This is a genomic window from Knoellia sp. Soil729 (assembly GCF_001427985.1).
GTDB lineage: Bacteria > Actinomycetota > Actinomycetes > Actinomycetales > Dermatophilaceae > Knoellia.
This window is the reverse complement of the sequence record NZ_LMSA01000002.1, coordinates 1,048,351-1,071,052: the sequence shown is the minus strand read 5'-3', so window position 1 is coordinate 1,071,052 and position 22,702 is coordinate 1,048,351. Positions and strand designations below refer to the sequence as shown.

The following is a 22,702-nucleotide window of genomic DNA, read 5'->3' as shown; positions in this document are numbered from 1 at the left end:
GGGCGTGTGACCCAGCCCTCGGGATCGCCGCGACGGGGGTGCAGCGGTTCGCCCTAGAATCGTCGCGTGGCAATGGCGCTGATCGCGGGTATCGACGTGGGCGGAACACGCGTCAAGTCCATGTTGTCGGATCCCGATGGCTCAGTCCTGTTGTCCCACAGCGCATCCACGCCTGCGCGCCCCGGCGCGGGTGTCGTCGACGTCATCGCGGACACGGTCGCCGCCCTCCTCGAGTCCGCCCGCGCAGAGGGCATCGACGGTGTCCTCGCCGCCGTGGGCGCTGTCGTGCCCGGGCTCGTCGACGAGGCGACCGGGTCGGCGACGTGGTCGGCGAACCTCGGCTGGCGCGACCTCCCACTGCGCCAACGCCTCCAGGAGCGATTCGACGTCCCCGTGGCGACCGGGCACGACGTGCGCGCCGGCCTGCTCGCGGAGTTCCATCATGGCGCGGCACAGGGCGCACCCGACGCCCTCTTCGTCGCCCTGGGCACCGGCATCGCCAGCGCGCTCCTGGCCGGCGGCCGGGTCGTTGCCGGTTCGGAGTGGACGGGCGAGGTGGGCCACGTCATCGTCGAGCGCGACGGCCCCGTGTGCGGCTGTGGCCGTCACGGGTGCCTGGAAGCAGTGGCGAGCGCGGCTGCTCTGGGCCGGGCCTGGCGCCACCTCGGCCGCGAGGGTGACGCCGAGACGCTGTGCCGTGCCGTCGAGGACGGCGACCCCGAGGCCATCCGCATCTGGCAGGGCGCGATCGACCACCTCGTCCAGGTCATCGCCCCGGTCTGCGCCGCAGCCGGCACCCGACTCCTCCTCATCGGCGGTGGGCTCGCCTTGGCCGGCACCACGTTGCTCGACCCGTTGCGGGACGGACTCGTCCACGCCATCGGCCACGAGCGAGTCACCGTCACCCAGGCAGCGCTCGGCGACCGAGCGGCAGCCCTGGGGGCAACCCTTCTCGCCCTGGAGGCCACCGCGTGATCCTCACCCTGACCCCCAACCCGGCACGCGACATCACGTATGCCGTGCCGCGCCTGCACGTGGGCGAGAGCCACCGGGTGTCCGTCACCGGCACCCACGCAGGGGGGAAGGGGCTCAACGTGGCCGGCGTCCTCGCCTGCATGGAGGTCGAGCACGTGGCCATCGCGCCGGTGGGTGACGGGGACCGGGCCTTCTTCGCCGAGGACACCGCCCAGCGCGGTATCCGCCTGAGGATGGTCGACACTCCTGTGCCTCTGCGACGGTCGGTGGCCGTCTTCAGCACCGACGGTCTCGCGACGGTCCTCAACGAGCAGGGTGAGTCCCAGCCGCAGCAGGTGTGGGACGACATCGTCGGCATCGTGCGTGACACCGCCCGCCCCGGCGACGTCCTCGCGATCTCGGGCAGCCTGCCCCCGGGCACCCCGGCCGATGCGATCGTCTCCCTGTGCAGGGCTGCGGCGGATGCCGGGGCGGAGCTCGTCGTCGATGGCCGGGGTCGCTGGGTGCGCGAGGTCCTCGCCGCCATCCCGGCCCTGGTCAAGCCCAACGCCTCGGAGGCTGCGTCCATGACGGGTGCCGAGGACCCGACCGAGGCCGCACGCCTGCTGGTGGGCCAGGGTGCCTGGGCCGCGATCGTGTCCCGGGGTCCGGAGGGGATCGTCCTCGTCACCGCGACGGGCCGGGTCATCGAAGCCCGGCCGGGCACGCCGGGAGTCGGCAACGCCACGGGAGCGGGTGACGCCCTCACCGCAGCCATCACGGCTGGCCTCGACGGGGTCGCGCGTGACGAGGTCGACTGGCCCGCGGTGCTGAGGGTCGGCGTGGCCTGGTCCGCGGCCGCGGTGCGCCAGACCGTCGCGGGCGTCATCGACCGCACCGATGTCGACGCCCTCTTCGACGACATCGTCGTCACCGAGCTCGCCTGAGTCCTTGCCGGTGAGGAATGTTCCGGTGCGCGCTCAGTTGCTCCTTCGTCGCAAACTCACGCACCGGAACACTCACCATCGCGCCTGAGTCCTTGCCGGTGAGGAATGTCCCGGTGCGCGCTCAGTTGCTCCTTCGTCGCAAACGCACGCACCGGAACACTCACCATCGCGCCTGAGTCCTTGCCGGTGAGGAATGTCCCGATGCGCGCTCAGTTGCTCCTTCGTCGCAAACGCACGCACCGGAACATTCCTCACCTGTCCGTCTGTGGCCGATGAGGTCGCAGTCGGTCTCGTGATCAGCTGGGGGCGAGGAGGCGCAGGAGCCGCTCGGCCTCGTCGGCCACGGCCCCACGTGCCGCCCCCAGGTAGGTGCGGGTGTCAACCGTCGGGGACTCCTCGAGCCGGCGCACCATCGCCTGCGTCCACACCTGGTTGAGGTGGGTCGCGATGTTGACCTTGGTCATGCCCGCGGCCACGGCGGAGACGAGCCCCTCGTCCGGGACCCCGCTCGAGCCGTGCAGCACCAGGGGCACCGGGACCCGGGCCGCGATCGCGGCGATGAGGTCGTCGTCGAGGACGGCGCTGCGCTCGGTCATCGCGTGCGAGCTGCCGACGGCCACGGCCAGCGCGTCCACCCCGGTGTCGGCGACGAACCGCTCCGCATCGCCCGGGTCCGTGCGCACCCCCGGCGCATGGACGCCGTCCTTGCCGCCGACCTCACCGAGCTCGGCCTCGACGCTGATCCCCGCTGCGTGGCACTGCGCGACGACGCGACGGGTCGCCTCACGGTTGTCGTCGTCGGGAAGCTTCGACCCGTCGAACATCACCGAGGTGAGGCCGAGGCGCACCGCCTCGTCGACGAGCGCGACGTCCTCCGCGTGGTCGAGGTGCACGACGACCGGCTGCGAGCAGGCCTGCGCGATCGCCAGCGTTGCAGCAGCAATGGGCCGCAGGCTGCCGTGGTAGCGCACGCAGTTCTCACTGATCTGCATGACGACCGGCAGCGACGCGCGTTCTGCTGCAACGGCATACGCCTCGGCATGTTCGATCTGGATGACGTTGAACGCGGCGAGGGCCCGGCCGGCCGAGCGCGCCTGCGCCAGGAGCGGCGCGAGCGGCGAGAGGGTCATCAGGCGTCGTCGAGGATGATCGAGCGGGTGAGGTTGCGGGGCTCGTCGGGGTTGATGCCGGCGGCCTCGGCGCGCGCGAGGCAGTAGCGATGCAGGCGCACGAGCTCGGCCATCGGGTCGATGTCGCGGTGCTCGAAGTGCCCACCGGTGGCCCGCACCTGCTCGGGCAGTCCCTCGGGCACCTCACCGATCGCCCACGTGACGCGGCCCGGCGCAGCGATGCTGATGGGGCCGTGGCGGTACTCCATCGCCGGGTAGGCCTCGGCCCAGAACTGCACCGACTCGCGCAGCTTGAGCGCTGCCTCGTTGGCCAGGCCGGTGGTCCATCCGCGGCCCAGGAAGGTGACCTGCTCCGCGTCGAACATGCCTGCGTATGCCGTGTCGTCCGGCTCCGCCAGCACCTCACGTGCGTCGGCGATCGCCTGCTCCATCGACTCCCCGAGGGAGGCACGCAGCAGCGCGAGAACGGTTGTGGCGAAGCGGGTCTGGACCACCGACTGCTCGTCGACCTCGGGCAGCAGGATCGTCGACTCCGCGGCCTCGGGGACGGCCGTGCCCGCGGTCGCGACCAGGGCGACGTGGGGCGTGCCCGCGGCCTTGAGCTGCTCGACAACCTCGATCACCTCGCTCGTCGTGCCGGAGCGGGTGATGACGACGACCCGGTCGTAGCCCCGGGCGAGCTGGTGCTCGCTCGCCGCGAACGCGTCGGTGACGCCCTGACCCAGGGACTCGCGCAGGCCGGCATACGCCTGCCCCATGAACCACGATGTGCCGCAGCCGATGGTGGCGACGCGCTCACCCGCCCTCGGCAGGAGGTCGGAGACCTCCGGGAGACGCTCGACCACGGCGGCCCAGTCGTCTGGTTGGGTGGCGATCTCCTGCTCGAGGAATGTCATCGAAGGTCCTTCGAAAGGGCGTGGCCACAGCGCACGCAAGGAGGATGATTGATACTGACCGACTCAAAGACTAAGTGAGCAAAGTCATTCATCACAAGCCCTCGATCTTGCGTGAAGTGCGCGCTACAGTCCAGCCATGCCCCCCACCACCCCGGCGACCGCCGAGGCGCCGCGTCAGCGCGCTGCCCGGTTGTCCGCGATCCTGGACCTGCTGGCCACCGAAGGCCGGCTCAGCGTGACCGGGGCCGCCGAGAACCTCGAGGTCTCGGAGGCGACCATCCGGCGCGACTTCGCCGAGCTCGCCCGCCGCCAGCTCGTGACGCGCAACCACGGTGGGGTGGTCGCGACCTCGGTCGCCTACGAGCTGCCCTACCGCTACCGGGCCAGCCAGAACGACTCGGGGCTCGACCGCATCGCCGCCGCGACGGTGGCCCTCGTCGCGCCGGGCACCGTGGTCGCGATGAACGGTGGGACGACGACCACGACCGTCGCGCGCAGCCTCACCGCCCGCGACGACCTCAGCTCGCGCGGCCTCACCCTCGTCACGAGTGCGCTCAACATCGCGGTCGAGGCGGTGCTGCGCCGGGACGTGCGGTGCGTGAGTCTCGGGGGGATCCCGCGACCGGAGTCCTACGAGGTGACCGGTCCCCTCGCGACCGCCGGCCTCAGCCAGCTGTGGATCGACGTCGCGATCCTCGGCGTCAACGCCCTGTCCGCCCACGAGGGCGCGACCTGCCACCACGAGGACGAGGCCGCGGTCTCGCGAATGATGGTGGAGCGTGCCCGCGAGGTCATCGTCGTGGCGGCCGAGCCCAAGCTGGGGGAGCGCGCGTTCACCCAGATCTGCGAGGCCTCCCAGCTGACCCACGTCGTGACGACGGCGGCAGACGCCGACCCTCGAGTCGCGGACCTGCGCGCTGCCGGAGCCACCGTCCACTGCGTCTGACGCGTCGAACTACGCTTCGTCCATGACTGACACCACGCTGTCCGACTTCTCCGCCACGACCCTGGCCGGGGAGCCGCAGGACCTGAGCGCCTACGCCGGCAAGGTCGTCCTCGTCGTCAACACCGCCTCCGAGTGCGGGTTCACCCCCCAGTTCGAGGGCCTCGAGAAGCTCTGGCAGGAGCACCAGGACAAGGGTCTGGTCGTCCTCGGCTTCCCGTGCAACCAGTTCGGTGGCCAGGAGCCGGGTGAGGCCGCCGAGATCGGTGAGTTCTGCCAGCGCAACTACGGCGTGAGCTTCCCGATGTTCGACAAGGTCGACGTCAACGGCGACGATGCCCACCCGCTCTTCCAGTGGCTGCGCCAGGAGAAGGGCGGCATGCTCGGCAGCAAGATCAAGTGGAACTTCACCAAGTTCCTCGTCGGGCGCGACGGCAAGGTTCTCGACCGCTATGCCCCCACGACGACGCCGGAGTCCCTCACCGACGACATCGAGAAGGCCCTGGCCGTCACTGCGGAGTGACCGCCATCCGGAAGTCCAGCCGCGCCGGCACGGGCTCGCCCGGGCGCAGCTGCGTCCAGAGGTCCGACAGGGCCTGATCGCCCTCGGCCAGGTCCGGCACCTCGAGGTCCGTGAGGACCTGCAGCGCCGCGTCGTCCTCGCCCAGGGAGGCAAGAGCCTGCGCGAGCAGCAGCTGGATGCGGCCGTGGGAGCGCACCGCCTCGGGCAGGTCGCCGACCGTCGCCACCACCTCGTCCGGATGCCCCGCCTCGCGCCCTGACGTGAGGAGCTCCACCGCCAGGCGACGGTCGTCAGGGGCGAGCGCGAAGGCCTGCCGGTAGAGCTCCGCCCGCTCCGCGGGGTGCTCGGCCAGCAGCGCGAGCCCACGCAGCGACCCGGCGTTCGGGTGCCGTTCACAGCTTGTCCGGTATGCCGCACGCGCCCCTTCGCGGTCGCCCTTGAGGTGGCGTGCCGTGGCCAGCGCATACGGCACCCACCAGCCGGGGCCTCGAGAGCCGGGGCCTCGAGGGCTGGGGTCTCGTGAGCCGGAGCCGTCCGCACCCTCGGCGTCCTCGCACGCGGCCAGTGCGGCTGTCCACCGGTCCGAGATGACCGGCAGCAGCGGGGAGTCGGCAGGCAGGTCGTCGAGCCCGGAGCGGTTCCCGCTCAGGGCCAGCTGCAGCAGGGGCCGGCTCTCGTCCTCCACCTCCGGGAACGGCATGGCGAGCGGCTGGTCGGCCCCCCGCAGCGCGAGCTCCGCTCGCCCCCAGCCGGACCCGGTGGCGACCAGCTCCCCGGGAGCGAGGTCGGCCACCTCTCGGCGCCACTGCTCGTGCACCTCGGCCAGCCACTGCGGCGATGCCGCCTCGTGGACGGACGTGCGCGCAGCCAAGGTCGCGGTCTCGTAGTCGGCTCCGACCACGCCCGGGTCGAGGTCGAGGGGCAGGAACGCCTCGGTCCACGTCCGCTCGGCGCTCGCGTCGAGGACGTCGTGCTCGAGCTGGGTCGGGCACACCCCCGCCTGGATCTCGAGGTAGCGGCTCCCCGGCTCGCCGAGCCAGTCCTGCCACCGCTGGCCTCCCGGACCGTTGCCCCACAGGAAGAGCTTGCGGCCGTGCAGGGCATCGGTCGAGGTCTGCGCCAGCCCGTGGCCGTCGGGCTCCACCGCGCAGACGAGCCGACCCTGCTGGTGCGCGACCTCGAAGAAGTAGTCCGCGGCATACCGGCTGGCGCTGGGGACACTGACGTCCACCGAGCCGTCCGGGAAGGGAACGGGCACCCGTTCGAGCGTGCCCTCGTAGTCGGTGCGCCACGCCGAGTCCGCCGGCACGAGCACGCGCGTGCCGGCGGTCTCGGGCACAGCGACGTTGGTCCAGTAGTACAGCGGCTTGGGTTCCGGGTCGGGGTTGAGGACCCGCGTCGACGCCATGAGCCGTGCACCGCTGAGCCACAGGTCGACCTGGAGGACGAGGTCGCGGGTGCGCTCCCACTCCCACAGGCGCACCACCGGCCCCAGGGGCGTGTCGAGGATGGCGCTGTGCATGGGCAGGTTGGACATCGCCGAGTGACCGGTCGAGCCCAGGTTCCACTCGATGCCCCCGGCGAACCAGGCGTCGGTCAGGCCGAAGTTGGCCCAGCGCAGGCGGGCGTTGCGGTGGACGAGGTCGCGACCGTCCTCCTGCGCCTGGAGCGACCACACCCGCCCGCCGTGGGAGGGCAGGATCGTCGCGCTGAGGTGCTCGTTGCTCAGCTCGATGGCCGGCAGCTCGAGGTGGCGGTCACAGCGGTCGTAGTCGCTGACGACGCCGTAGGGCAGGGGCGAGGAGAGCCGTCCATGCGCCATCCGGACTTTCATGTCAGAAGGTGCCGCATCGCTCACTCTGGCCGTGATATTTTCACGCACTGGCGCAAGTGCCGCCACGGGGCTCGCTTGGCCCGGTAGCGTGCCGATCAGGGACAGGGTGATGCGCCGTGCGTGGGCGGTTGGGGGATGAGCCATGCCCTCATAGTGCTCGATTGTGAGTGCTTCGGTCGAGATCCTTGACACAATCGATCACGCGCAGCACGATATGGCGATCACGACACATCAACACTGTGTTGCCCAATGACGGGCGGTCTGTGCTGCGCCCGGGACCCGGAAGTAGGAAGTGGATGAACCCTCCAGGCAAGCAGGTGGATCGGCGCTCGATTCTTCGACTGGCGATGGCCGGGGGTGTCGCCATTCCGGCGCTGGCCCTCGCGGGTTGCGCCACGGGTGGCGGCTCGGACGACACGTCGAGCAGCAGCCCCGCGGCAGGTGGCGAGAAGAACGACAAGAACCCGTTCGGCATGGCCGAGAAGGCGACCGTCGAGGCGGTCATCTTCAACGGTGGCTACGGCTTCGACTACGTGACCTTCGCCGCGGACGTGGCGCAGAAGAACCACGCCGGCAGCACCTTCTCCGTCAAGCCCTCGACCCAGATCGCGCAGGAGCTCCAGCCGCGCTTCGTCGGTGGCAACCCGCCGGACCTCATCGACAACTCGGGCGCCAACTCGATCGGCCTCAACACCATCGCCGACCAGCTCGAGGACCTCAAGGAGGTCTTCGCCGCCAAGAACCTCGAGGGCACGACGATCTCCGACACGCTCTACCCGGGGGTCGAGGCACCGGGCACGATCAACGGCAAGCTCGTCGCCATCAACTACGTCCAGACCGTCTATGCCATCTGGTACTCCGCGTCGCTGTTCGAGCAGAACGGCTGGACGCCCCCCAAGACCTGGGACGAGGCCATCGCGCTCGGCGCCAAGGCCAAGGAGAAGGGCAAGTTCCTCATGCTCTGGGGCAAGGAGGCCGCGACCTACTACCAGACCCTGGCCATCGCCTCGGCCATCAAGGAGGGCGGCGACGAGGTGCGCCTCGCCCTCGAGAACCTCGAGGCCAAGTGCTGGTCCAAGCCGGCCATCCAGGGCGTTTTCAAGGCCCTCGAGACGATCGTCCAGAAGGGCTACATGAAGCCCGGTGGCGGTGGGACGCAGTTCACCGCCGCGCAGGCCCAGTGGAGCAACGACCAGGCCGCCCTGCTCTACCCCTCGGGCTCGTGGATCGAGAACGAGATGAAGAAGCAGACCAAGGAGGGCTTCAAGATGATGGGCGCCCCCGAGATGACGCTCACCTCGGGCTCGAAGATGCCCTACGAGGCCCTGCACTCGGCGGCCGGTGAGCCCTACATCGTCCCGAGCAAGGCCAAGAACGCCGCCGGTGGCAAGGAGCTGCTCCGCACGATGCTCTCCAAGGAGGCCGCGACGAACTTCGCCAAGACGAAGCTGTCGCCGACCATCGTCAAGGACACCGTCCCCGAGGACGGCTTCGGCTCCACGGCGCTGCAGTCGCAGGGCAAGATGCTCAAGGACGCCGGCGACAACGTCTTCACCTGGAACTTCGTCGACATCTACGGCACCAACCAGGACATGTTGGTGCCGTGGAACGCCTTCCTCTCGGGCCAGATCGACGCAGCCAAGCTGACCGACCAGCTGCAGAAGATCACCGACAAGGTGGCCAACGACTCGTCCGTCAAGAAGGTCGAGGTCAAGTGACCCTGCGCCCGGTCCGGCAGCTCTGCCGGGCCGGGCGCCGTCATGTCCGCACCATCACCTCGGTGGCCCCAGTCCCAGTCACCTCACCACCAGTCACCTCACCACCAGCCACCTCACCCTTCGCCCTCACCGGCGGACAGGAAGGCACCCGATGACGGTTGTCGTGCCACCCATCACGGACGTCGCACCCTCGGGCCAGGGCTCGAACCGCTTCCGGCGTCGGCCCCGTCAGCGCATGACGTGGGCCCGCAGGGGGTTCCTCCTCGTCACGCTCGGTCTGCCGTTCGCCTTCTACTCGGTGTTCGTGCTCTGGCCGTTCGTCCAGGCGTTCATCTACTCGCTGACGAACTGGAGCGGGTTCACCGACACGTTCGACTTCATCGGCCTGAAGAACTACACCGCCCTGCTGCACGACGACATCTTCCTCAAGGCGCTGCGCAACAACCTGCTGCTCGCCCTGGTGGTGCCCATCGTCACCATCGTGCTGTCGCTGGCGCTGGCGACCATGGTGACCGTGGGTGGTGAGAGCACCGGTGCGGTCCGCGGTCTCGCGCGTTCGTCGGTCTACCGCATCGTCTCGTTCTTCCCCTACACGATCCCGGCGATCGTCATCGGCCTCGTGTGGGCTCAGATGTTCGACCCGTCGGCCGGCCTGGTCAACGCCCTGCTCACCGGCATCGGGCTGGACCAGTTCAAGAGCTTCGCCTGGCTCGGCGAGGTCTCCACGGCCATGCCCGCGACGATGTTCGTCATCATCTGGGGCTTCGTCGGCTTCTACATGGTCCTGTTCATCGCGGCGATCAAGGGCATCCCCGCCGAGCTCTACGACGCGGCTCGCGTCGACGGCGCCGGACGGTTGCGGATGACGATGATGGTCACCATCCCGATGGTGCGCGACACGATCCAGACGGCCTACGTCTACCTCGGGATCCTCGCCCTCGACGCGTTCGTCTACATGGCAGCCCTCAACGCCAGTGGCGGCCCGCAGAACTCCACGCTGACGATCACGCAGGACCTCTTCAACACCGCGTTCAAGAAGGGCCAGTTCGGCCTCGCGAGCGCCATGGGCGTCGTCCTGGCGCTGCTGACCCTCGCCTTCGCCGGGATCGTCTTCGCCGTGAACCGCTTCACCGGCGGGAAGGACAGCTGATGGCGACCGACATCGACACCGGCGTCACGACGGGCACCCCCGACCGTGACGCCCCGAGTCCCAAGGCCAAGGGCGACCGCAAGGTCACCGTGGTGTCCCACGTCGTCCTCACGATCTGGACGATCATCGTCGTCCTGCCTCTGCTGTGGGTCTTCCTGTCCTCGTGGAAGACGACCGGCGAGATCTTCCAGTCACCGCTGTCGCTGCCGCAGAGCTGGAGCTTCGACAACTACATCGGGGCGTGGACCGACTCCCACATCGGCCGCTACATGCTCAACTCCGTCATCGTCGTGACCGTCTCGCTCGTCCTCGTGATGATCCTGGGCTCCATGGCGGCCTACTCGCTGGCGCGCTACCCGTTCCCCGGCAGCGGACTCGTCTACTACCTGATCCTCGCGGGCCTGACCTTCCCCGTCTTCCTCGCGATCGTGCCGCTGTTCTTCGTCCTCAAGAACACGGGACTCCTCAACACCCTCCCGGGCCTCATTGCGACCTACGTGGCGTTCGCGTTCCCCTTCACCGTGTTCTTCCTCTTCCCGTTCTTCCGGGGGCTGCCGCACGAGATCGCCGAAGCGGCCGAGCTCGACGGGGCAGGGGAGTGGCGCACGTTCTTCCAGGTGATGCTGCCGATGGCCCGCCCGGGCATCGTCGCGATCTCGATCTTCAACTTCCTCGGCATGTGGAACCAGTTCCTCCTTCCCGTGGCCCTCAACACCACCGAGGACAACTACGTCCTGTCGCAGGGCATGGCGCGCTTCGCCTCACAGGCCGGGTATGCCGTGGACTTCGGCCAGCTCTTCGCTGCGGTCGTCATCACGATCGTCCCCGTCCTCGCGGTCTACATCTTCTCGCAGCGCCAGCTCCAGGGGTCCCTGTCCCAGGGAACCCTCAAATGACCCGCCTTGTGTGCCTGAGCGCGAGTCCTGGCTCGCGCTCAGGCACACAAGGCAGGGGGGAATAGGGTGTTGAGGTGAGCTTCCCGAACGCCACCGACCTCGTCGACCTGCACTGCCACGGAGCTCTCGGGCACGAGTTCGGCCAGGACACCCAGGGGTCGGCGGAGGCCGCCGAGCACCACCACGCGGCCGGCGTCACGACGCTCGTCGGCTCGCTCGTCTCCGGTCGCCCCGACACCCTCATCGCCCAGGTCGCGACCCTGGCGCCGCTCGTGGCGTCGGGGGAACTCGCCGGGATCCACCTCGAGGGACCGTTCCTGTCCGAGGAGCGCCGGGGGGCGCACGACCCGTCGGTGCTCACCGACCCCGACCTGGCCCTCGTCGAGTCGCTCGTGTCGACCTGCGCCGAGGCAGGCGTGCGGGACGCGTTGGTGCAGTGGACCTTTGCGCCCGAGCGCGTCGGCTCCGCGGGGCTCGTCAAGGCCTTGGCACGGCACGGCATCCTGCCGGCCGTGGGCCACACGGACGCGTCCGCCGGGGTCGTCACGGCGATGCTCGCCTCGATCGCCGACACCTGCGGGCGCCCGCCGCTGGTGACTCACCTCTTCAACGGTATGCCGCCCTTCCACCACCGCGCCGGCGGTCCCGTCGCTGCCGCGCTCGCCGCCGGGGCGCGCGGCGACTGCATCGTCGAGCTCATCACCGACGGGGTGCACGTCGCGCCCGAGGTCGTGCGCATGGTCTTCGAGACCGTCGGTCCCGAGCACATCGCTCTCGTGTCGGACGCCATGGCGGCGACCGGCCTGGGCGACGGCGACTACACGATCGGCACGCTCGAGGTGGAGGTGGCCAGTGGGGTGGCGCGCCTCGCGGACGGTGGCTCCGGGCGCGGCTCGATCGCCGGGTCGACGTCCACGCTGGCCGACTGCGTCCGGTGGGCCGTGGAGGTCGCCGGTCTCCCTGAGGCCGACGTCCTCACCGCCGCGACGACCACCCCCGCGTCGATCCTCGTGTCCTGAGCAGCCCCGTCCCTGATGGCCCTCTCCGGGTGGCTACGGGCGGTCCGCGTCGAGCATCCGCAGCGAGGACTCGAGCGCCACGTCGTTCCACTCGTTCGCCCCGGCGATGAGGTAGTGCCCGCGAGGCCCCATGTCGACGAGCTCCGCGTCGGTGGCGACCGCCCGTGCCCGCTCCACAAAGCGTTGGGTCTGGGCAAAAGAGGTCAGCCGGTCCCGTCGCCCGTGCGCGGCGACGAGCGAGCGTCCGGTGAGCGTGCGCACGGGCTCGGCGCTCGACCACCACGGGGCGAGAGCGACGACTCCCACCACCGACGGGTCGTCGGCGACGTGCACGGCGACCCGGCCGCCCATCGAGTGGCCCAGCAGGACGACCGGCACGTCCCCACGCGTCGCCCGCACGCAGTCGAGGGCCCAGCGTGCATCGGCGACGGGCCCTGACCCGCCGTTCCACCCGCGCTCGCGATAGCGCAGCAGCCACACGCTGGCACCCGCGGCGTTGGCCCGCCCCGAGATCGCGCGCGCCATCCAGGACGACCGTAGCCACGACGCACTCCGCTCCCCGACCTCGTCGCGCGAGCTCGGCTTGCCGCCGTGGAGCATGAGGATGATCGGGTTGGGCAGGTTCGGGGCGTCGAGACGCGTCAACGATGGTTCAGCAGTGGCCACACGTCCTCTTCGCAGCTGAGCGCGTCGGCGGATGGGTGGTCCACCGACGCGGAGCGCACGTCAGCGCAGCAGCGCGCGCAGTGACTGGATGGTGTCGGCCTCGGCGGGGGCCTTGGCCTGGAGGGCGGACTCCCCACCCGGTGCGTCCTCGACGCGGTAGCGCTTGACCCGCGCGAACCGCAGGGCGACCCCGCCGGGGTAGCGCGACGAACGCTGCACCCCGTCGATGGCCACCTCGACGACGACGTCGGGTCGCATCGTGAGCACCCACCCGTTGTCGTCGACGGCATGCTGGGGAAAGGTCTCGGTCTGCCAGCGCAGCAGCTCGTCGGTGAGCCCCTTGAACGTCTTGCCGACCATGACGAAGCCCCCCGCCGGCCCGAACTCGCCCTCGGGGTCGCGGGCGCCGAGGTGCAGGTTGGAAAGCCAGCCCTTGCGCCGGCCCGACCCACGCTCGACGCCGAGCACGACGAGGTCGTAGGTGTGCACCGGCTTGACCTTGACCCAATGCTTGCCCCGGCGCCCCGCGGCGTAGGCCGTGTCGATGCCCTTGACCATGACCCCCTCGTGACCGGCGGCGAGTGCCTCGTCGGCGACGCGCTCGGCGACGGCTGGGTCCGTGGTCACCTCACCAGCGATCCGGTATGCCGGCGCGATGCGTTCGAGCGCCGCGAGCCGCTGCGAGAGCGGCCGGTCGATGAGGTCCTCGCCGTCGACGTGCAGGACGTCGAAGAACCGTGGGGCCAGCACCTGCTCACGCGCGGCGTCGGCACCGAAGCGGCTCATGGTGTCCTGGAACGGCCGCGGCGAGCCGCTGTCGTCGAGCATGAGCGTCTCGCCGTCGAGGATGATCGACTCGGCCGGAAGCGTCAGCGCGACCTCGACGATCTCCGGGACGCGTGCGGTGATGTCGGCGAGCGAGCGGGTGAACACGCGCACGTCGGATCCGCTGCGATGCACCTGGATCCGGGCGCCGTCGAGCTTGTGCTCCACGGACGCCTCGCCCGTCACCGCGAGCGCGGCGGCGACGTCGGTCGCGGTGGAGGCCAGCATCGGCTGCACGGGGGTGAGCACCGCCAGCCCCACGTCGGTGAGGGCCTCGGGGTGCTCGAGCGCCAGCCGCACCGTCCCGGGCAGCGAACCGCTGAGCATGACAGCTCGCCGCACCTCGGCCAGCGGCAGCCCCACGGCCTTGGCGAGGCCATCGGTGAGCACGCCCTCGAGGGCACCGGTGCGCATCTCGCCGGTCATGGCGCGCACGAGGTGCTCCTGCTCGGGGGCGGTCGCCCGCTCGAACAGCGCGGTCAGGGCGGCGTTGCGAGCACCGGCAGAGCCGGAGCCACCCAGGGCCGCGATGGTGTCGAGCACGGCGTCGACGTCGGCGACGGTGAGCGTCGGCTCGGACGCCGCGGGCGCACCCTCACGCGCCGACAGCACGGTGCGGTAACCGAGGCCGATCGACCCCTGTCGCAGCCTGCCGAGCAGGAGCCCCACGGCAGCCTCGGCCTCGTCGGGGAACAGGTCGCCCAGCACCCCGGCCAGGACGTCGGTCTTGGCCGTCCGCGACCGGGTCGCCACGAGGGCGTCGGCCGCCTCGACAAGGCGGGCCAACGGCATACGCGCGGGTGGTGGTTGGGCGTCGGGCACGGCACCCACGGGTCGGTCGCCGCTCACTCGCCCGCGGGCTGCTCGCCGGCGATGTTGATCATCCAGTCGATGCCGAACCGGTCGGAGCACATGCCGAACTCGTCGCCCCACATCTGCTTCTCGAGCGGCACCTGGACCTGGCCGCCGTCGGAGAGCTTGGCCCAGTAGCCACGCAGCTCGTCGGCGTCGTCGCCCGAGAGGCTGATCGAGATGGAGGAGCCCGTGCTGCCCTGCATGCCCGGCGGGGTGTCGGCCGCCATCAGGGTGAGGCCGCCGGGAGTGACGAGCTGGGCGTGCATGACCCCGTCGGCGGGCGCCGCGTGCTCCGGGTCACCGCCCTGGAACTCGCCGAAGGTGGACACGGTGAGCTCGCCACCGAAGACGTCCTTGTAGAACTCCATGGCCTCGCGGGCGTTGTCCGGGAACTGGATGTAGGGATTCAGTGTGGTTGCCATGTGCCGACGCTAGACCCGCGCACCGACAACCGGTAGGCAGTACGCATGTATCTCGAGAACGTCGTCGTCGACGCGCAGGAGCCCGGGCGGCTCGGCCGCTTCTGGGAGGAGCTCCTCGGGGCCACGACCCTCACCGACGAGGAGGGCAGCTACGAGACCCGGCTGAGCGTGCCCGACGGGCCCTCGCTCGACCTGTGCTTCGAGCGGGTCCGGGAGGCGCCCGCGCCCCGGCCTCGGCTTCACCTCGAGATCTCCGGCGGAGAGGCCGCCGACCAAGCCGAGGTCGTCGAGCGGGCGCTCACCCTGGGTGCCCGGCACCTCGACATCGGCCAGCGCGACGTGCCGTGGGTCGTGCTCGCCGACCCCGAGGGCAACCCGTTCTGCGTCATGGAGGCTCGGCCGGAGTACGCCGCGTCCGGGCCGCTCTCGTCCCTGCCGCTCGACAGCGCCGACGTCGAGCGCGACCTCGCGTTCTGGTCGGAGCTCTCCGGCTGGGTGCTGGTCACGAGCTCCATGCCGGGTGCGCTGCGCCACCCCAGCGGCCGGGGACCGCTGCTCGAGCTGTGCCCAGAACGGGCACCCAAGGACCCGGCGCGCAAGAACCGCGTCCACCTCGACCTCCGACTTGAGGAGGGGGAGGACCCGGACGCGGTCTTCGCCAGACTTGTGGCGCTGGGTGGCGCGGCGCACCAGCATGACTGGGGCGACCTGCCGTGGCGGGTCTGCACCGACCCCTCCGGCAACGAGCTCTGCCTCCTGCCTGCCCGCCAGGCCTCGGGGACGGGGTAGCGGTGGCACTGCCACGGCGGGGTGATACTGGGCGTAGGCACAGCCACAAGGAGAATGCATGACCGACACCGAGACCACGCTGGTCGCACAGCCGCACGAGCAGCTGCTCCGGGAGGTCGCCGGGGTCCTCGCCTCGGTCGAGGAGCTGCACGACTACCTCACCAGGGTCGTCCACGCGGTGCGCGAGCACGTCGACGGGTGCGACGAGGTCGGCATCACGCTGCTCGTCGACGGTCGTCCCAGCACAGCGGCCTACACGACCGTGGCGACGCTCGAGATCGACGCGGTCCAGTACCAGCTCGACGAGGGCCCCTGCCTCGACGCCGCGCGCCTGGGCATCGAGGTCGTCGTCGGCCTGGCGGAGGATGAGGCTGACGTCCGGTGGCCGCTCTTCGCGGAGGCGGTGCGGCGCGACGGGGTGAAGTCGCTCATGGCGCTGCCGCTCGTGAGCGGTGACGAGCGCGTGGGCGCACTCAACCTCTATGGCCGTGGGGCGCAAGCGTTCGAGAGCTTCGAGGCCTCCCTGGCGCGGACCGCCGCCAGCCGCGCCGCTGACGCGATCGTGGCCGTCCTCCGGCTCGACGGCGCGCAGCGCCTGGCGGGCCAGCTCGAGCAGGCGATGGCCAGCCGGGCGGTCATCGAGCAGGCCAAGGGTGCGCTCATGGCGACGCGCAGCCTCGACGAGCACGCAGCCTTCGAGTGGATGCGGGAGACGTCGCAGGCACGCAACGTCAAGGTCCGTGACCTCGCCGGGCAGGTGCTGGCGGGACTCTTCATCGAGGACCGGGCGCACTAGAGTCGCTGCATGGCCCGCCCCCATCTCGCTGCCCTCCTCGAGGACGCGTGGAACCGTCGCAAGAGCGACACGCTGCGTGAGCGGGGCTGGGGGACCAAGATCGTGCCCCACACCGGCTACGGCAGCTCCGGCTTCGTGCGGGTCCTCGCGCGGGTGCTCATGTCGCGCGACCCCATGCGCCAGGCGTCCGGCGACGCGGCGGGCAGCGTGCAGTCGCTGAAGTCGGCCGAGGAGGAGACCCGCGGCTGGCGCGCCTTCGTCACCTCGCCGGCCATCGACGTGCCCGTGGTGATCCGCATCGGTGAGCGCGAGATCGACGGGCGCACCGACCGCTCCGGCCTCGTGGACGTCACCATCCACGGCCACGGCCTGGGACCGGGATGGCACCAGATCGAGATCTCGTCACCCCACGCGCGTCCGAGCACGGCGTCGGTGCTCATCATCGGCACCCGCCAGACGTTCGGGCTCGTCAGCGACATCGACGACACGGTCCTCTCGACGTCGCTCCCGCGCCCGGTCATCGCCGCCTGGAACACGTTCGTCAGGGCCGAGGGCACCCGCAGCCCGGTGCCGGGCATGGCCACCTTCTATCGCCAGCTCACCGACTCCCACCCCGGCATGCCCGTCATCTACCTGTCGACCGGCGCCTGGAACACCGCGCCCTCGCTCACCCGGTTCCTGCGCCGCAACGGCTACCCGCCCGGCCCGATGCTGCTCACCGACTGGGGCCCCACGCACACCGGGTGGTTCCGGTCCGGCCAGGACCACAAGCGCTCGGCGCTTGCCCGCCTCGCCCGCGAGCTGCCGCACGTGAAGTGGCTACTGGTCGGGGACGACGGGCAGAACGACCCCAAGCTGTACACCGAGTTCGCGAGCCGGCGCCCGGACGCGGTGCGTGCCATCGCGATTCGCCAGCTGACCGCTGGTGAGCAGGTCCTCTCGCACGGCATCCCGCTGGCGAACGACGACCTCGCACCAGCACCGACCGAGGACATCGCGGCGCCGGTGGTGCGCGCCAGCGACGGCTACGGGCTGGCCCGGCTCGTCGCACCGATCGTGGACGGCGACGTCGTCGACACCGAGGCCGGAGCGCGTGCTCTCGAGGCCTCCGACATGTGGGGAGTGTGACGCGGTGCCAGAGCTGCCCGAGGTCCAGGCGCTGGTCGACTTCCTGACTGAGCGCACGGCCGACCTGGCCGTCACCGGCGTCGAGCTCGGCTCGTTCTCGGTGCTCAAGACGTTCAACCCGCCGCCCGAAGCGCTCGTGGGTGCGCCCGTGGAGTCGGTGACGCGGCACGGCAAGTTCCTCGACCTCGACTGTGGCGGAACGCATCTCGTCTTCCACCTCGCCCGGGCAGGGTGGCTGCGCTGGTCGGACTCGATCTCGCCGACGACGCTGCGGCCGGGCAAGTCGCCGATCGCCCTGCGCGTGCGCCTGTCCGACGGGTCCGGCTTCGACCTCACGGAGGCCGGGACCAAGAAGTCGCTCGCGGCCTACATCGTCTCGGACCCAGGCGATGTGCCGGGGATCGCCGCACTTGGGCCCGACCCGCTCGCGGACGCGTTCTCGCTCGAGGCCTTCCGCGAGATCCTGTCGTCGCGCAACGCCCAGGTCAAGGGTGTCCTGCGCGACCAGAAGATTCTCGCTGGCGTCGGCAACGCCTACTCCGACGAGATCCTGCACGTCGCCAAGCTGTCACCCTTCGCGATGGCCGCGAAGCTCGACGACGAGCAGAGCAAACGCCTGTATGCCGCACTGCGGGAGACGCTGTCGGCTGCGGTCCTCGCGGCGTCGGGCAAGCCGGCCGCCGAGCTCAAGGACGCCAAGCGCCAGGGGATGCGGGTCCACGGTCGCACCGGCGAGATCTGCCCCGAGTGCGGCGACGTCGTGCGTGAGGTCTCGTTCGCGGACTCCTCGCTGCAGTACTGCGCGACCTGCCAGACCGGCGGCAAGCCCCTGGCCGACCGCCGCACGAGCAAGTTCCTCAAGTAGCCCACCCCCGCCCTCCCACGCGCCCCAACTTTCGCTCCCCATGCGGGAACCTGGGGGGTCCGGATGGTTCATTTCCCTCCGGACCCCGCAGGTTCCCTCCGGTCGGCCTCGTCACCAACCTCATCGCGTAGCGTCGACGTCATGAGCGAATTCCCCCAGATCCCGGTGGCCGACCTCCCCGACGACGCCGTCTTCCTCGACATCCGCGAGCAGGACGAGTGGGACCGCGGCCACGCGCCGGGCGCCGTGCACATCCCAATGAGTGAGCTCCCTGCTCGCGTCGACGAGCTCGCCCCCTTCCTCGACCAGGACCAGCCGCTCGTCGTCACCTGCCGCAGCGGTGGCCGCGTGGCCCGCACCCTGCCGTGGCTGGAGCAGCAGGGCTACGACGTCGCGAACCTCGACGGCGGCATGCGTGCCTGGCACGCAGCGGGCAAGCCGATGGAGACCGCGGACGGCAGCGAGCCCCAGGTGCCCTGACCCGGTCGACCACGACACGGCATACCCGCTTATTCGGATGTATGCCGTCCGCCCTAGACATGCGGATACGGTGCCATCGTGGACCCCATTCGGAACCCCTATGCCCCCGGCGCCGGTCAGCGCCCGCCCGAGCTCGCGGGTCGTGACGAGCAGCTCGACGCCTTCGAGGTCGTCCTCGAACGGATCTCGCGTGGACGTCCGGAGCGTTCGATCGTGCTCACCGGCCTGCGCGGAGTCGGCAAGACGGTGCTGCTCAATGCGTTGCGGTCAACGGCCGTTCGCGCCAAGTGGGGGACCGGCAAGCTCGAGGCGCGACCCGACCAGTCGCTGCGGCGACCGCTGTCCTCGGCCCTGCACCAGGCCGTGCGAGAGCTCGGCCACCCGAGCGACGAGGAGGTTCAGCACGTCCTCGGGGTCATCAAGGCCTTCGCCCAGCGTGATGCCCCTGCCGGCGCGAAGCTGCGCGAGAGGTGGAACCCCGGGATCGACGCACCGGCGGTCTCCGGGCGGGCCGACTCGGGCGACATCGAGATCGACCTCGTCGAGCTCCTGACCGACGTGGGTGGGCTGGCGTCCGACACGGGGCGGGGGATCGCCGTCTTCATCGACGAGATGCAGGACCTCGGCCCCGACGACGTGTCGGCGTTGTGCGCTGCCTGCCACGAGATCTCGCAGTCGGGGCTGCCCGTCATCGTCGTCGGTGCCGGCCTGCCGCACCTGCCGGCCGTGCTGTCGGCGTCGAAGTCCTACTCGGAGAGGCTGTTCCGCTACTCCCGCATCGGCCGTCTGCCCCGCGCGGCTGCGGACGCGGCGCTGGTGGTGCCCGCCCAGGAGGAGGGCGCGGCCTACGACTCCCAGGCGCTCGACGCGATGTATGCCGCCACGGGTGGCTACCCCTACTTCATCCAGGCCTACGGCAAGGCGGCGTGGGACCGGGCGCCTCGCTCTCCCGTGACGGCGGACGACGTCCGGGTTGCGGCACCGGAGGCCGAGTCGGAGCTGGCCGTCGGGTTCTTCGGCTCGCGGTTCGAGCGGGCGACGCCGGGCGAGCGCGAGTACCTGCGCGCCATGGCCGACGTGGCGGTGGCGATCAGTGAGCGTGGCGAGGAGCAGCTTGACGACATCGAGTCGGTCCCGACGTCCGACGTGGCGACCCACCTGGGCCGCAAGCCGCAGTCGTTGTCGCCAGCGCGGGATGCGTTGCTCAAGAAGGGGCTCATCTATTCGGGCGAGCGGGGCCGGATCGCGTTCACGGTGCCCCACTTCGGGCGGTACCTGCGCGAGCAGACGGCCTGACGCACTCGTGGGCGATGCGAAGGTCATCACGCTCTGCGGCTCGACGAGGTTCGAGGCTGAGTTCGCCGAGGTCAACCAGCGGCTCACGCTGGAAGGCTGCGTCGTGATCAGCCTCGAGATGTTCAGCCTTCCGGATCTGGCGGACGGCGACTGGACGGCCGACAGCTCGCAGCTGGAGGGCCGGCTCCGCGACGTGCACCTGCAGAAGATCCGCATGGCCGACGAGGTCTACATCGTGGAACCGGGCGGCTACGTGGGCGAGTCGACGCGGCGGGAGATCGCCTACGCGCAGTCGCTGGGCAAGCCAGTTCGGTACCTGAGCCACGAGATGTCGGCCGGGACAGGGGACTCCGTCCCAGACTGAGTCCCGGGCCAACGGACATGCACTCCTGACGTGCCCCGGTGGCGAATGGAGGACGGAGGTGCTCGGGCCGACCAATGGCATCGCGCCACTGGTGAGCACTGCATGTCCGCCGGGCCGCGCACTAGGGTTGGCGGGCATGGACATGTTGAGGGGTGAGCAGATCGCTGCGGCCGACCTCGCGGAGTGGCGCAAGCTGGCTCAGGGCCTGCACGCGCGCTACCTCGTGGACGACTTCGGCGCCGGTGCCCGGTTCGTGGCTGCGGTGGGTGAGGCTGGGGACGAGCTCGAGCACCATCCGCGCGTGTTCATGGGCCCGCGCCATGTCGACCTCAAACTGATCACCGACGACGCGATCTACCGCGATGACGAAGGCACCGAGTACGTCGTCGAGTGGCCGACCCAGCAGGACGTCGACCTTGCCCGACGCATCACGGAGATCGCGGGCGAGCAGGGTCTGACCGCCGACCCCGCCTCGGTGAGCATGGTCGAGCTCGGCCTGGACACGGGCGACTCCGCAACGATCGCCCCCGTCTGGGCCGCACTGCTGACCGGGAACGCCGAGGCCCAGGGCCATGGCTCGCCGGGCGACGAGGTCCGGGATGCCACCGGTCGGGTGCCCAACCTGTGGTTCGGCGACTCTCCCGGTGAGGATGCCACCCGCCAGCGCTTCCACGTCGAGGTCTATGTGGCGCCAGAGGTCCTCGAGCAGCGGGTCGCTGCCGCCGTCGCCGCGGGAGGGACGGTCGTCGACGACAGCGACGCACCCTCGCTCACGGTGATTGCCGACCAGGACGGCAACCGAGGAGTCATCTGCGCGGACATGTCGGCCGCACGCAAGGGCTGACCGCCCACGGCTCTGGGCACCACCGCTCACCTGCAGCAGGATGGCCACATGGCACAGCTACCCCGCTTCGACCACATCGGCGTCACCGTCGCGGACCTCGACCTCGTGGAGAGGTTCTTCGTGAGCATCGGCCTGGAGGCCGAGGGGCCCCGGATGTTCGTCGACGGAGAGTTTCTGGACACCGTCTGCGGCATCCCCAACGCGCGCACCGAGATCCTCATGATGCAGACCCCTGGGGAAGGCACCAAGCTGGAGCTCGCGAGGTTCGTCCGGCCCGGCCACGAGCCCGGTTCACCCATGGCGATGTCCACCGAGCTGGGCCTGCGCAACGTGTGCTTCGAGGTCGAGGACCTGCGGGGCATCGTCGACCGGCTGGCCGGTGAGGGCTACGGGCTGGTCGGTGGCATCGGCGAGTATGAGAACGTCTGGCGGATGGCCTACGTCCGTGGTCCCGAGGGCCTCATCGTGTCCCTGGCCGAACAGATCCGCGAGAGCGCGCCCGACGAACAGCACCCAGACGCAGGGAAGTGACACCGCACCACATGATCGAGATCCTCAGCCCCACCGAGATCGAGCGCGCCCGAAACAGCGGCCGGTTGGTCGCCGACATCCTGCAGAGTGTCAAGCGCCGCAGTGGAGTCGGCACGAACCTGCTCGACATCGACGGCTGGGTGCGGGCCATGATCGACGAGGCGGGGGCACAGTCCTGCTACGTCGACTACGCACCCCCGTTCGGCAGCGGTCCCTTCGGCCACTACATCTGCACCTCCGTCAACGACGCCGTGCTCCACGGCCTCCCGCACGACTACGCACTGGTCGACGGTGACCTGCTCACGCTGGACCTCGCCGTCTCCCTCAAGGGCATAGCGGCCGACTCGGCCATCAGCTTCATCGTGGGCAGCTCCCGACCGGCGCAGAGCGTGTCCCTGATCGCCGCAACCGAGCGCGCGCTCGCGGCCGGGATCGCCGCAGCCGGCCCGGGAGCGCGCATGGGCGACATCTCGCACGCCATCGGCTCCGTGCTCACCGACGCGGGCTACCCGATCAACACCCAGTTCGGCGGCCACGGCATCGGCTCGACCATGCATCAGGACCCACACGTCTCCAACACCGGCCGGCCCGGCCGCGGCTACACGCTGCGCCCCGGACTGCTGCTCGCCCTGGAGCCCTGGATCATGGCCGACACGGACGAGCTCGTCACGGATCCGGACGGCTGGACGCTGCGCAGCGCCACCGGCTCCCGCACCGCCCACAGCGAGCACACCATCGCCATCACCGACGACGGTGCCGAGATCCTCACCCTGCCCTCGGAGCACCAGGCGTCCCCCTGAGCTCCGCCGGGAGCCCATCGCCGTGCCAGAG

The 22,702-nt window shown here is 70.4% G+C and carries 24 protein-coding genes; 18 read left to right on the top strand and 6 right to left on the bottom strand.

Annotation, left to right across the window (positions count from 1 at the left end; genetic code table 11):
- Nucleotides 1-72 precede the first annotated feature (72 nt).
- Together ASG74_RS10085 and ASG74_RS10080 are read left to right on the top strand one after the other, a co-directional pair.
- Complete coding sequence (locus ASG74_RS10085; protein WP_056142261.1) at nt 73-975, top strand: ROK family protein; 903 nt, start codon at nt 73-75, stop codon at nt 973-975.
- Nucleotides 972-1,901: a 1-phosphofructokinase family hexose kinase gene (locus ASG74_RS10080; protein ID WP_056142258.1), complete on the top strand. Its 930-nt coding sequence runs from the start codon at nt 972-974 to the stop codon at nt 1,899-1,901. Before ASG74_RS10085 ends, ASG74_RS10080 begins: the two co-directional genes overlap by 4 nt.
- Nucleotides 1,902-2,197: 296 nt before the next feature.
- Here ASG74_RS10080 and ASG74_RS10075 read toward each other — a convergent pair whose 3' ends face one another.
- Nucleotides 2,198-3,031 carry a class II fructose-bisphosphate aldolase gene (locus ASG74_RS10075; protein ID WP_056142256.1) on the bottom strand — a complete coding sequence of 278 codons (834 nt, stop codon included), beginning with the start codon at nt 3,029-3,031 and terminating at the stop codon, nt 2,198-2,200.
- Entirely contained in the window at nt 3,031-3,927 is an 897-nt protein-coding gene (locus ASG74_RS10070; protein WP_056142252.1) for an SIS domain-containing protein, read from the bottom strand. The genes ASG74_RS10075 and ASG74_RS10070 overlap by 1 nt, the downstream gene beginning before the upstream one ends.
- A gap of 136 nt (nt 3,928-4,063) precedes the next feature.
- On the opposite strand from ASG74_RS10070, the gene ASG74_RS10065 reads away from it, so the two are divergent.
- Together ASG74_RS10065 and ASG74_RS10060 are read left to right on the top strand one after the other, a co-directional pair.
- Nucleotides 4,064-4,873 (top strand): DeoR/GlpR family DNA-binding transcription regulator, encoded by an 810-nt coding sequence (locus ASG74_RS10065; protein ID WP_056142249.1) that lies wholly within the window; start codon nt 4,064-4,066, stop codon nt 4,871-4,873.
- Between the two features lie 22 nt (nt 4,874-4,895).
- Entirely contained in the window at nt 4,896-5,393 is a 498-nt protein-coding gene (locus ASG74_RS10060; RefSeq protein ID WP_056142246.1) for a glutathione peroxidase, read from the top strand.
- On the opposite strand, the gene ASG74_RS10055 is transcribed toward ASG74_RS10060, so the two are convergent.
- A complete protein-coding gene (locus ASG74_RS10055) occupies nt 5,380-7,215 on the bottom strand; it encodes a DUF5107 domain-containing protein (protein WP_056142243.1) in 1,836 nt (611 codons plus the stop codon). The genes ASG74_RS10060 and ASG74_RS10055 overlap by 14 nt on opposite strands.
- Before the next feature lie 308 nt (nt 7,216-7,523).
- On the opposite strand from ASG74_RS10055, the gene ngcE reads away from it, so the two are divergent.
- From ngcE to ASG74_RS10035, 4 genes are all read left to right on the top strand, one after another.
- Entirely contained in the window at nt 7,524-8,945 is a 1,422-nt protein-coding gene (gene ngcE, locus ASG74_RS10050; protein WP_056142240.1) for an N-acetylglucosamine/diacetylchitobiose ABC transporter substrate-binding protein, read from the top strand.
- Nucleotides 8,946-9,096: 151 nt separating this feature from the next.
- The gene (locus ASG74_RS10045) at nt 9,097-10,095 is read left to right on the top strand and encodes a carbohydrate ABC transporter permease (RefSeq protein ID WP_056142237.1); all 999 of its coding nucleotides are present in this window, start codon (nt 9,097-9,099) and stop codon (nt 10,093-10,095) included.
- Nucleotides 10,095-10,991, top strand: coding sequence for a carbohydrate ABC transporter permease (locus ASG74_RS10040; protein WP_056142236.1), 897 nt, complete (start codon nt 10,095-10,097; stop codon nt 10,989-10,991). The genes ASG74_RS10045 and ASG74_RS10040 overlap by 1 nt, the downstream gene beginning before the upstream one ends.
- A gap of 74 nt (nt 10,992-11,065) precedes the next feature.
- A complete protein-coding gene (locus tag ASG74_RS10035; RefSeq protein ID WP_056142233.1) occupies nt 11,066-12,010 on the top strand; it encodes an N-acetylglucosamine-6-phosphate deacetylase in 945 nt (314 codons plus the stop codon).
- Nucleotides 12,011-12,043: 33 nt separating this feature from the next.
- On the opposite strand, the gene ASG74_RS10030 is transcribed toward ASG74_RS10035, so the two are convergent.
- The 3 genes from ASG74_RS10030 to ASG74_RS10020 are packed head-to-tail and all read right to left on the bottom strand — an operon-like array spanning nt 12,044 to nt 14,778.
- Nucleotides 12,044-12,676: an alpha/beta hydrolase gene (locus ASG74_RS10030; RefSeq protein WP_056142231.1), complete on the bottom strand. Its 633-nt coding sequence runs from the start codon at nt 12,674-12,676 to the stop codon at nt 12,044-12,046.
- A 60-nt stretch (nt 12,677-12,736) separates the two neighbouring features.
- Nucleotides 12,737-14,293: an ATP-dependent DNA ligase gene (locus tag ASG74_RS10025; RefSeq protein ID WP_056142228.1), complete on the bottom strand. Its 1,557-nt coding sequence runs from the start codon at nt 14,291-14,293 to the stop codon at nt 12,737-12,739.
- 53 nt (nt 14,294-14,346) lie between these two features.
- Nucleotides 14,347-14,778, bottom strand: a complete 432-nt coding sequence (locus ASG74_RS10020; protein WP_056142225.1) for a VOC family protein — start codon at nt 14,776-14,778, stop codon at nt 14,347-14,349.
- A gap of 45 nt (nt 14,779-14,823) precedes the next feature.
- On the opposite strand from ASG74_RS10020, the gene ASG74_RS10015 reads away from it, so the two are divergent.
- The 10 genes from ASG74_RS10015 (at nt 14,824) to map (ending at nt 22,671) form a co-directional block, all read left to right on the top strand.
- Nucleotides 14,824-15,567, top strand: coding sequence for a VOC family protein (locus ASG74_RS10015; RefSeq protein ID WP_056142222.1), 744 nt, complete (start codon nt 14,824-14,826; stop codon nt 15,565-15,567).
- A 58-nt stretch (nt 15,568-15,625) separates the two neighbouring features.
- Nucleotides 15,626-16,363: a GAF and ANTAR domain-containing protein gene (locus ASG74_RS10010; RefSeq protein ID WP_056142218.1), complete on the top strand. Its 738-nt coding sequence runs from the start codon at nt 15,626-15,628 to the stop codon at nt 16,361-16,363.
- Nucleotides 16,364-16,372: 9 nt separating this feature from the next.
- Nucleotides 16,373-17,491 (top strand): App1 family protein, encoded by a 1,119-nt coding sequence (locus tag ASG74_RS10005; protein WP_056142216.1) that lies wholly within the window; start codon nt 16,373-16,375, stop codon nt 17,489-17,491.
- 4 nt (nt 17,492-17,495) lie between these two features.
- The gene (locus tag ASG74_RS10000) at nt 17,496-18,356 is read left to right on the top strand and encodes an Fpg/Nei family DNA glycosylase (protein WP_056142212.1); all 861 of its coding nucleotides are present in this window, start codon (nt 17,496-17,498) and stop codon (nt 18,354-18,356) included.
- A gap of 141 nt (nt 18,357-18,497) precedes the next feature.
- The gene (locus ASG74_RS09995) at nt 18,498-18,836 is read left to right on the top strand and encodes a rhodanese-like domain-containing protein (RefSeq protein ID WP_056142210.1); all 339 of its coding nucleotides are present in this window, start codon (nt 18,498-18,500) and stop codon (nt 18,834-18,836) included.
- A 78-nt stretch (nt 18,837-18,914) separates the two neighbouring features.
- Nucleotides 18,915-20,132, top strand: coding sequence for an ATP-binding protein (locus ASG74_RS09990; protein ID WP_056142207.1), 1,218 nt, complete (start codon nt 18,915-18,917; stop codon nt 20,130-20,132).
- A gap of 7 nt (nt 20,133-20,139) precedes the next feature.
- The gene (locus ASG74_RS09985) at nt 20,140-20,496 is read left to right on the top strand and encodes a hypothetical protein (RefSeq protein WP_056142204.1); all 357 of its coding nucleotides are present in this window, start codon (nt 20,140-20,142) and stop codon (nt 20,494-20,496) included.
- Nucleotides 20,497-20,632: 136 nt separating this feature from the next.
- Nucleotides 20,633-21,340: a 4a-hydroxytetrahydrobiopterin dehydratase gene (locus tag ASG74_RS09980; protein ID WP_056142201.1), complete on the top strand. Its 708-nt coding sequence runs from the start codon at nt 20,633-20,635 to the stop codon at nt 21,338-21,340.
- Nucleotides 21,341-21,388: 48 nt separating this feature from the next.
- Nucleotides 21,389-21,871, top strand: coding sequence for a VOC family protein (locus ASG74_RS09975; RefSeq protein WP_056142199.1), 483 nt, complete (start codon nt 21,389-21,391; stop codon nt 21,869-21,871).
- 11 nt (nt 21,872-21,882) lie between these two features.
- Nucleotides 21,883-22,671 carry a type I methionyl aminopeptidase gene (gene map / locus ASG74_RS09970; RefSeq protein WP_056142195.1) on the top strand — a complete coding sequence of 263 codons (789 nt, stop codon included), beginning with the start codon at nt 21,883-21,885 and terminating at the stop codon, nt 22,669-22,671.
- The last annotated feature ends 31 nt before the right edge of the window (nt 22,672-22,702 follow it).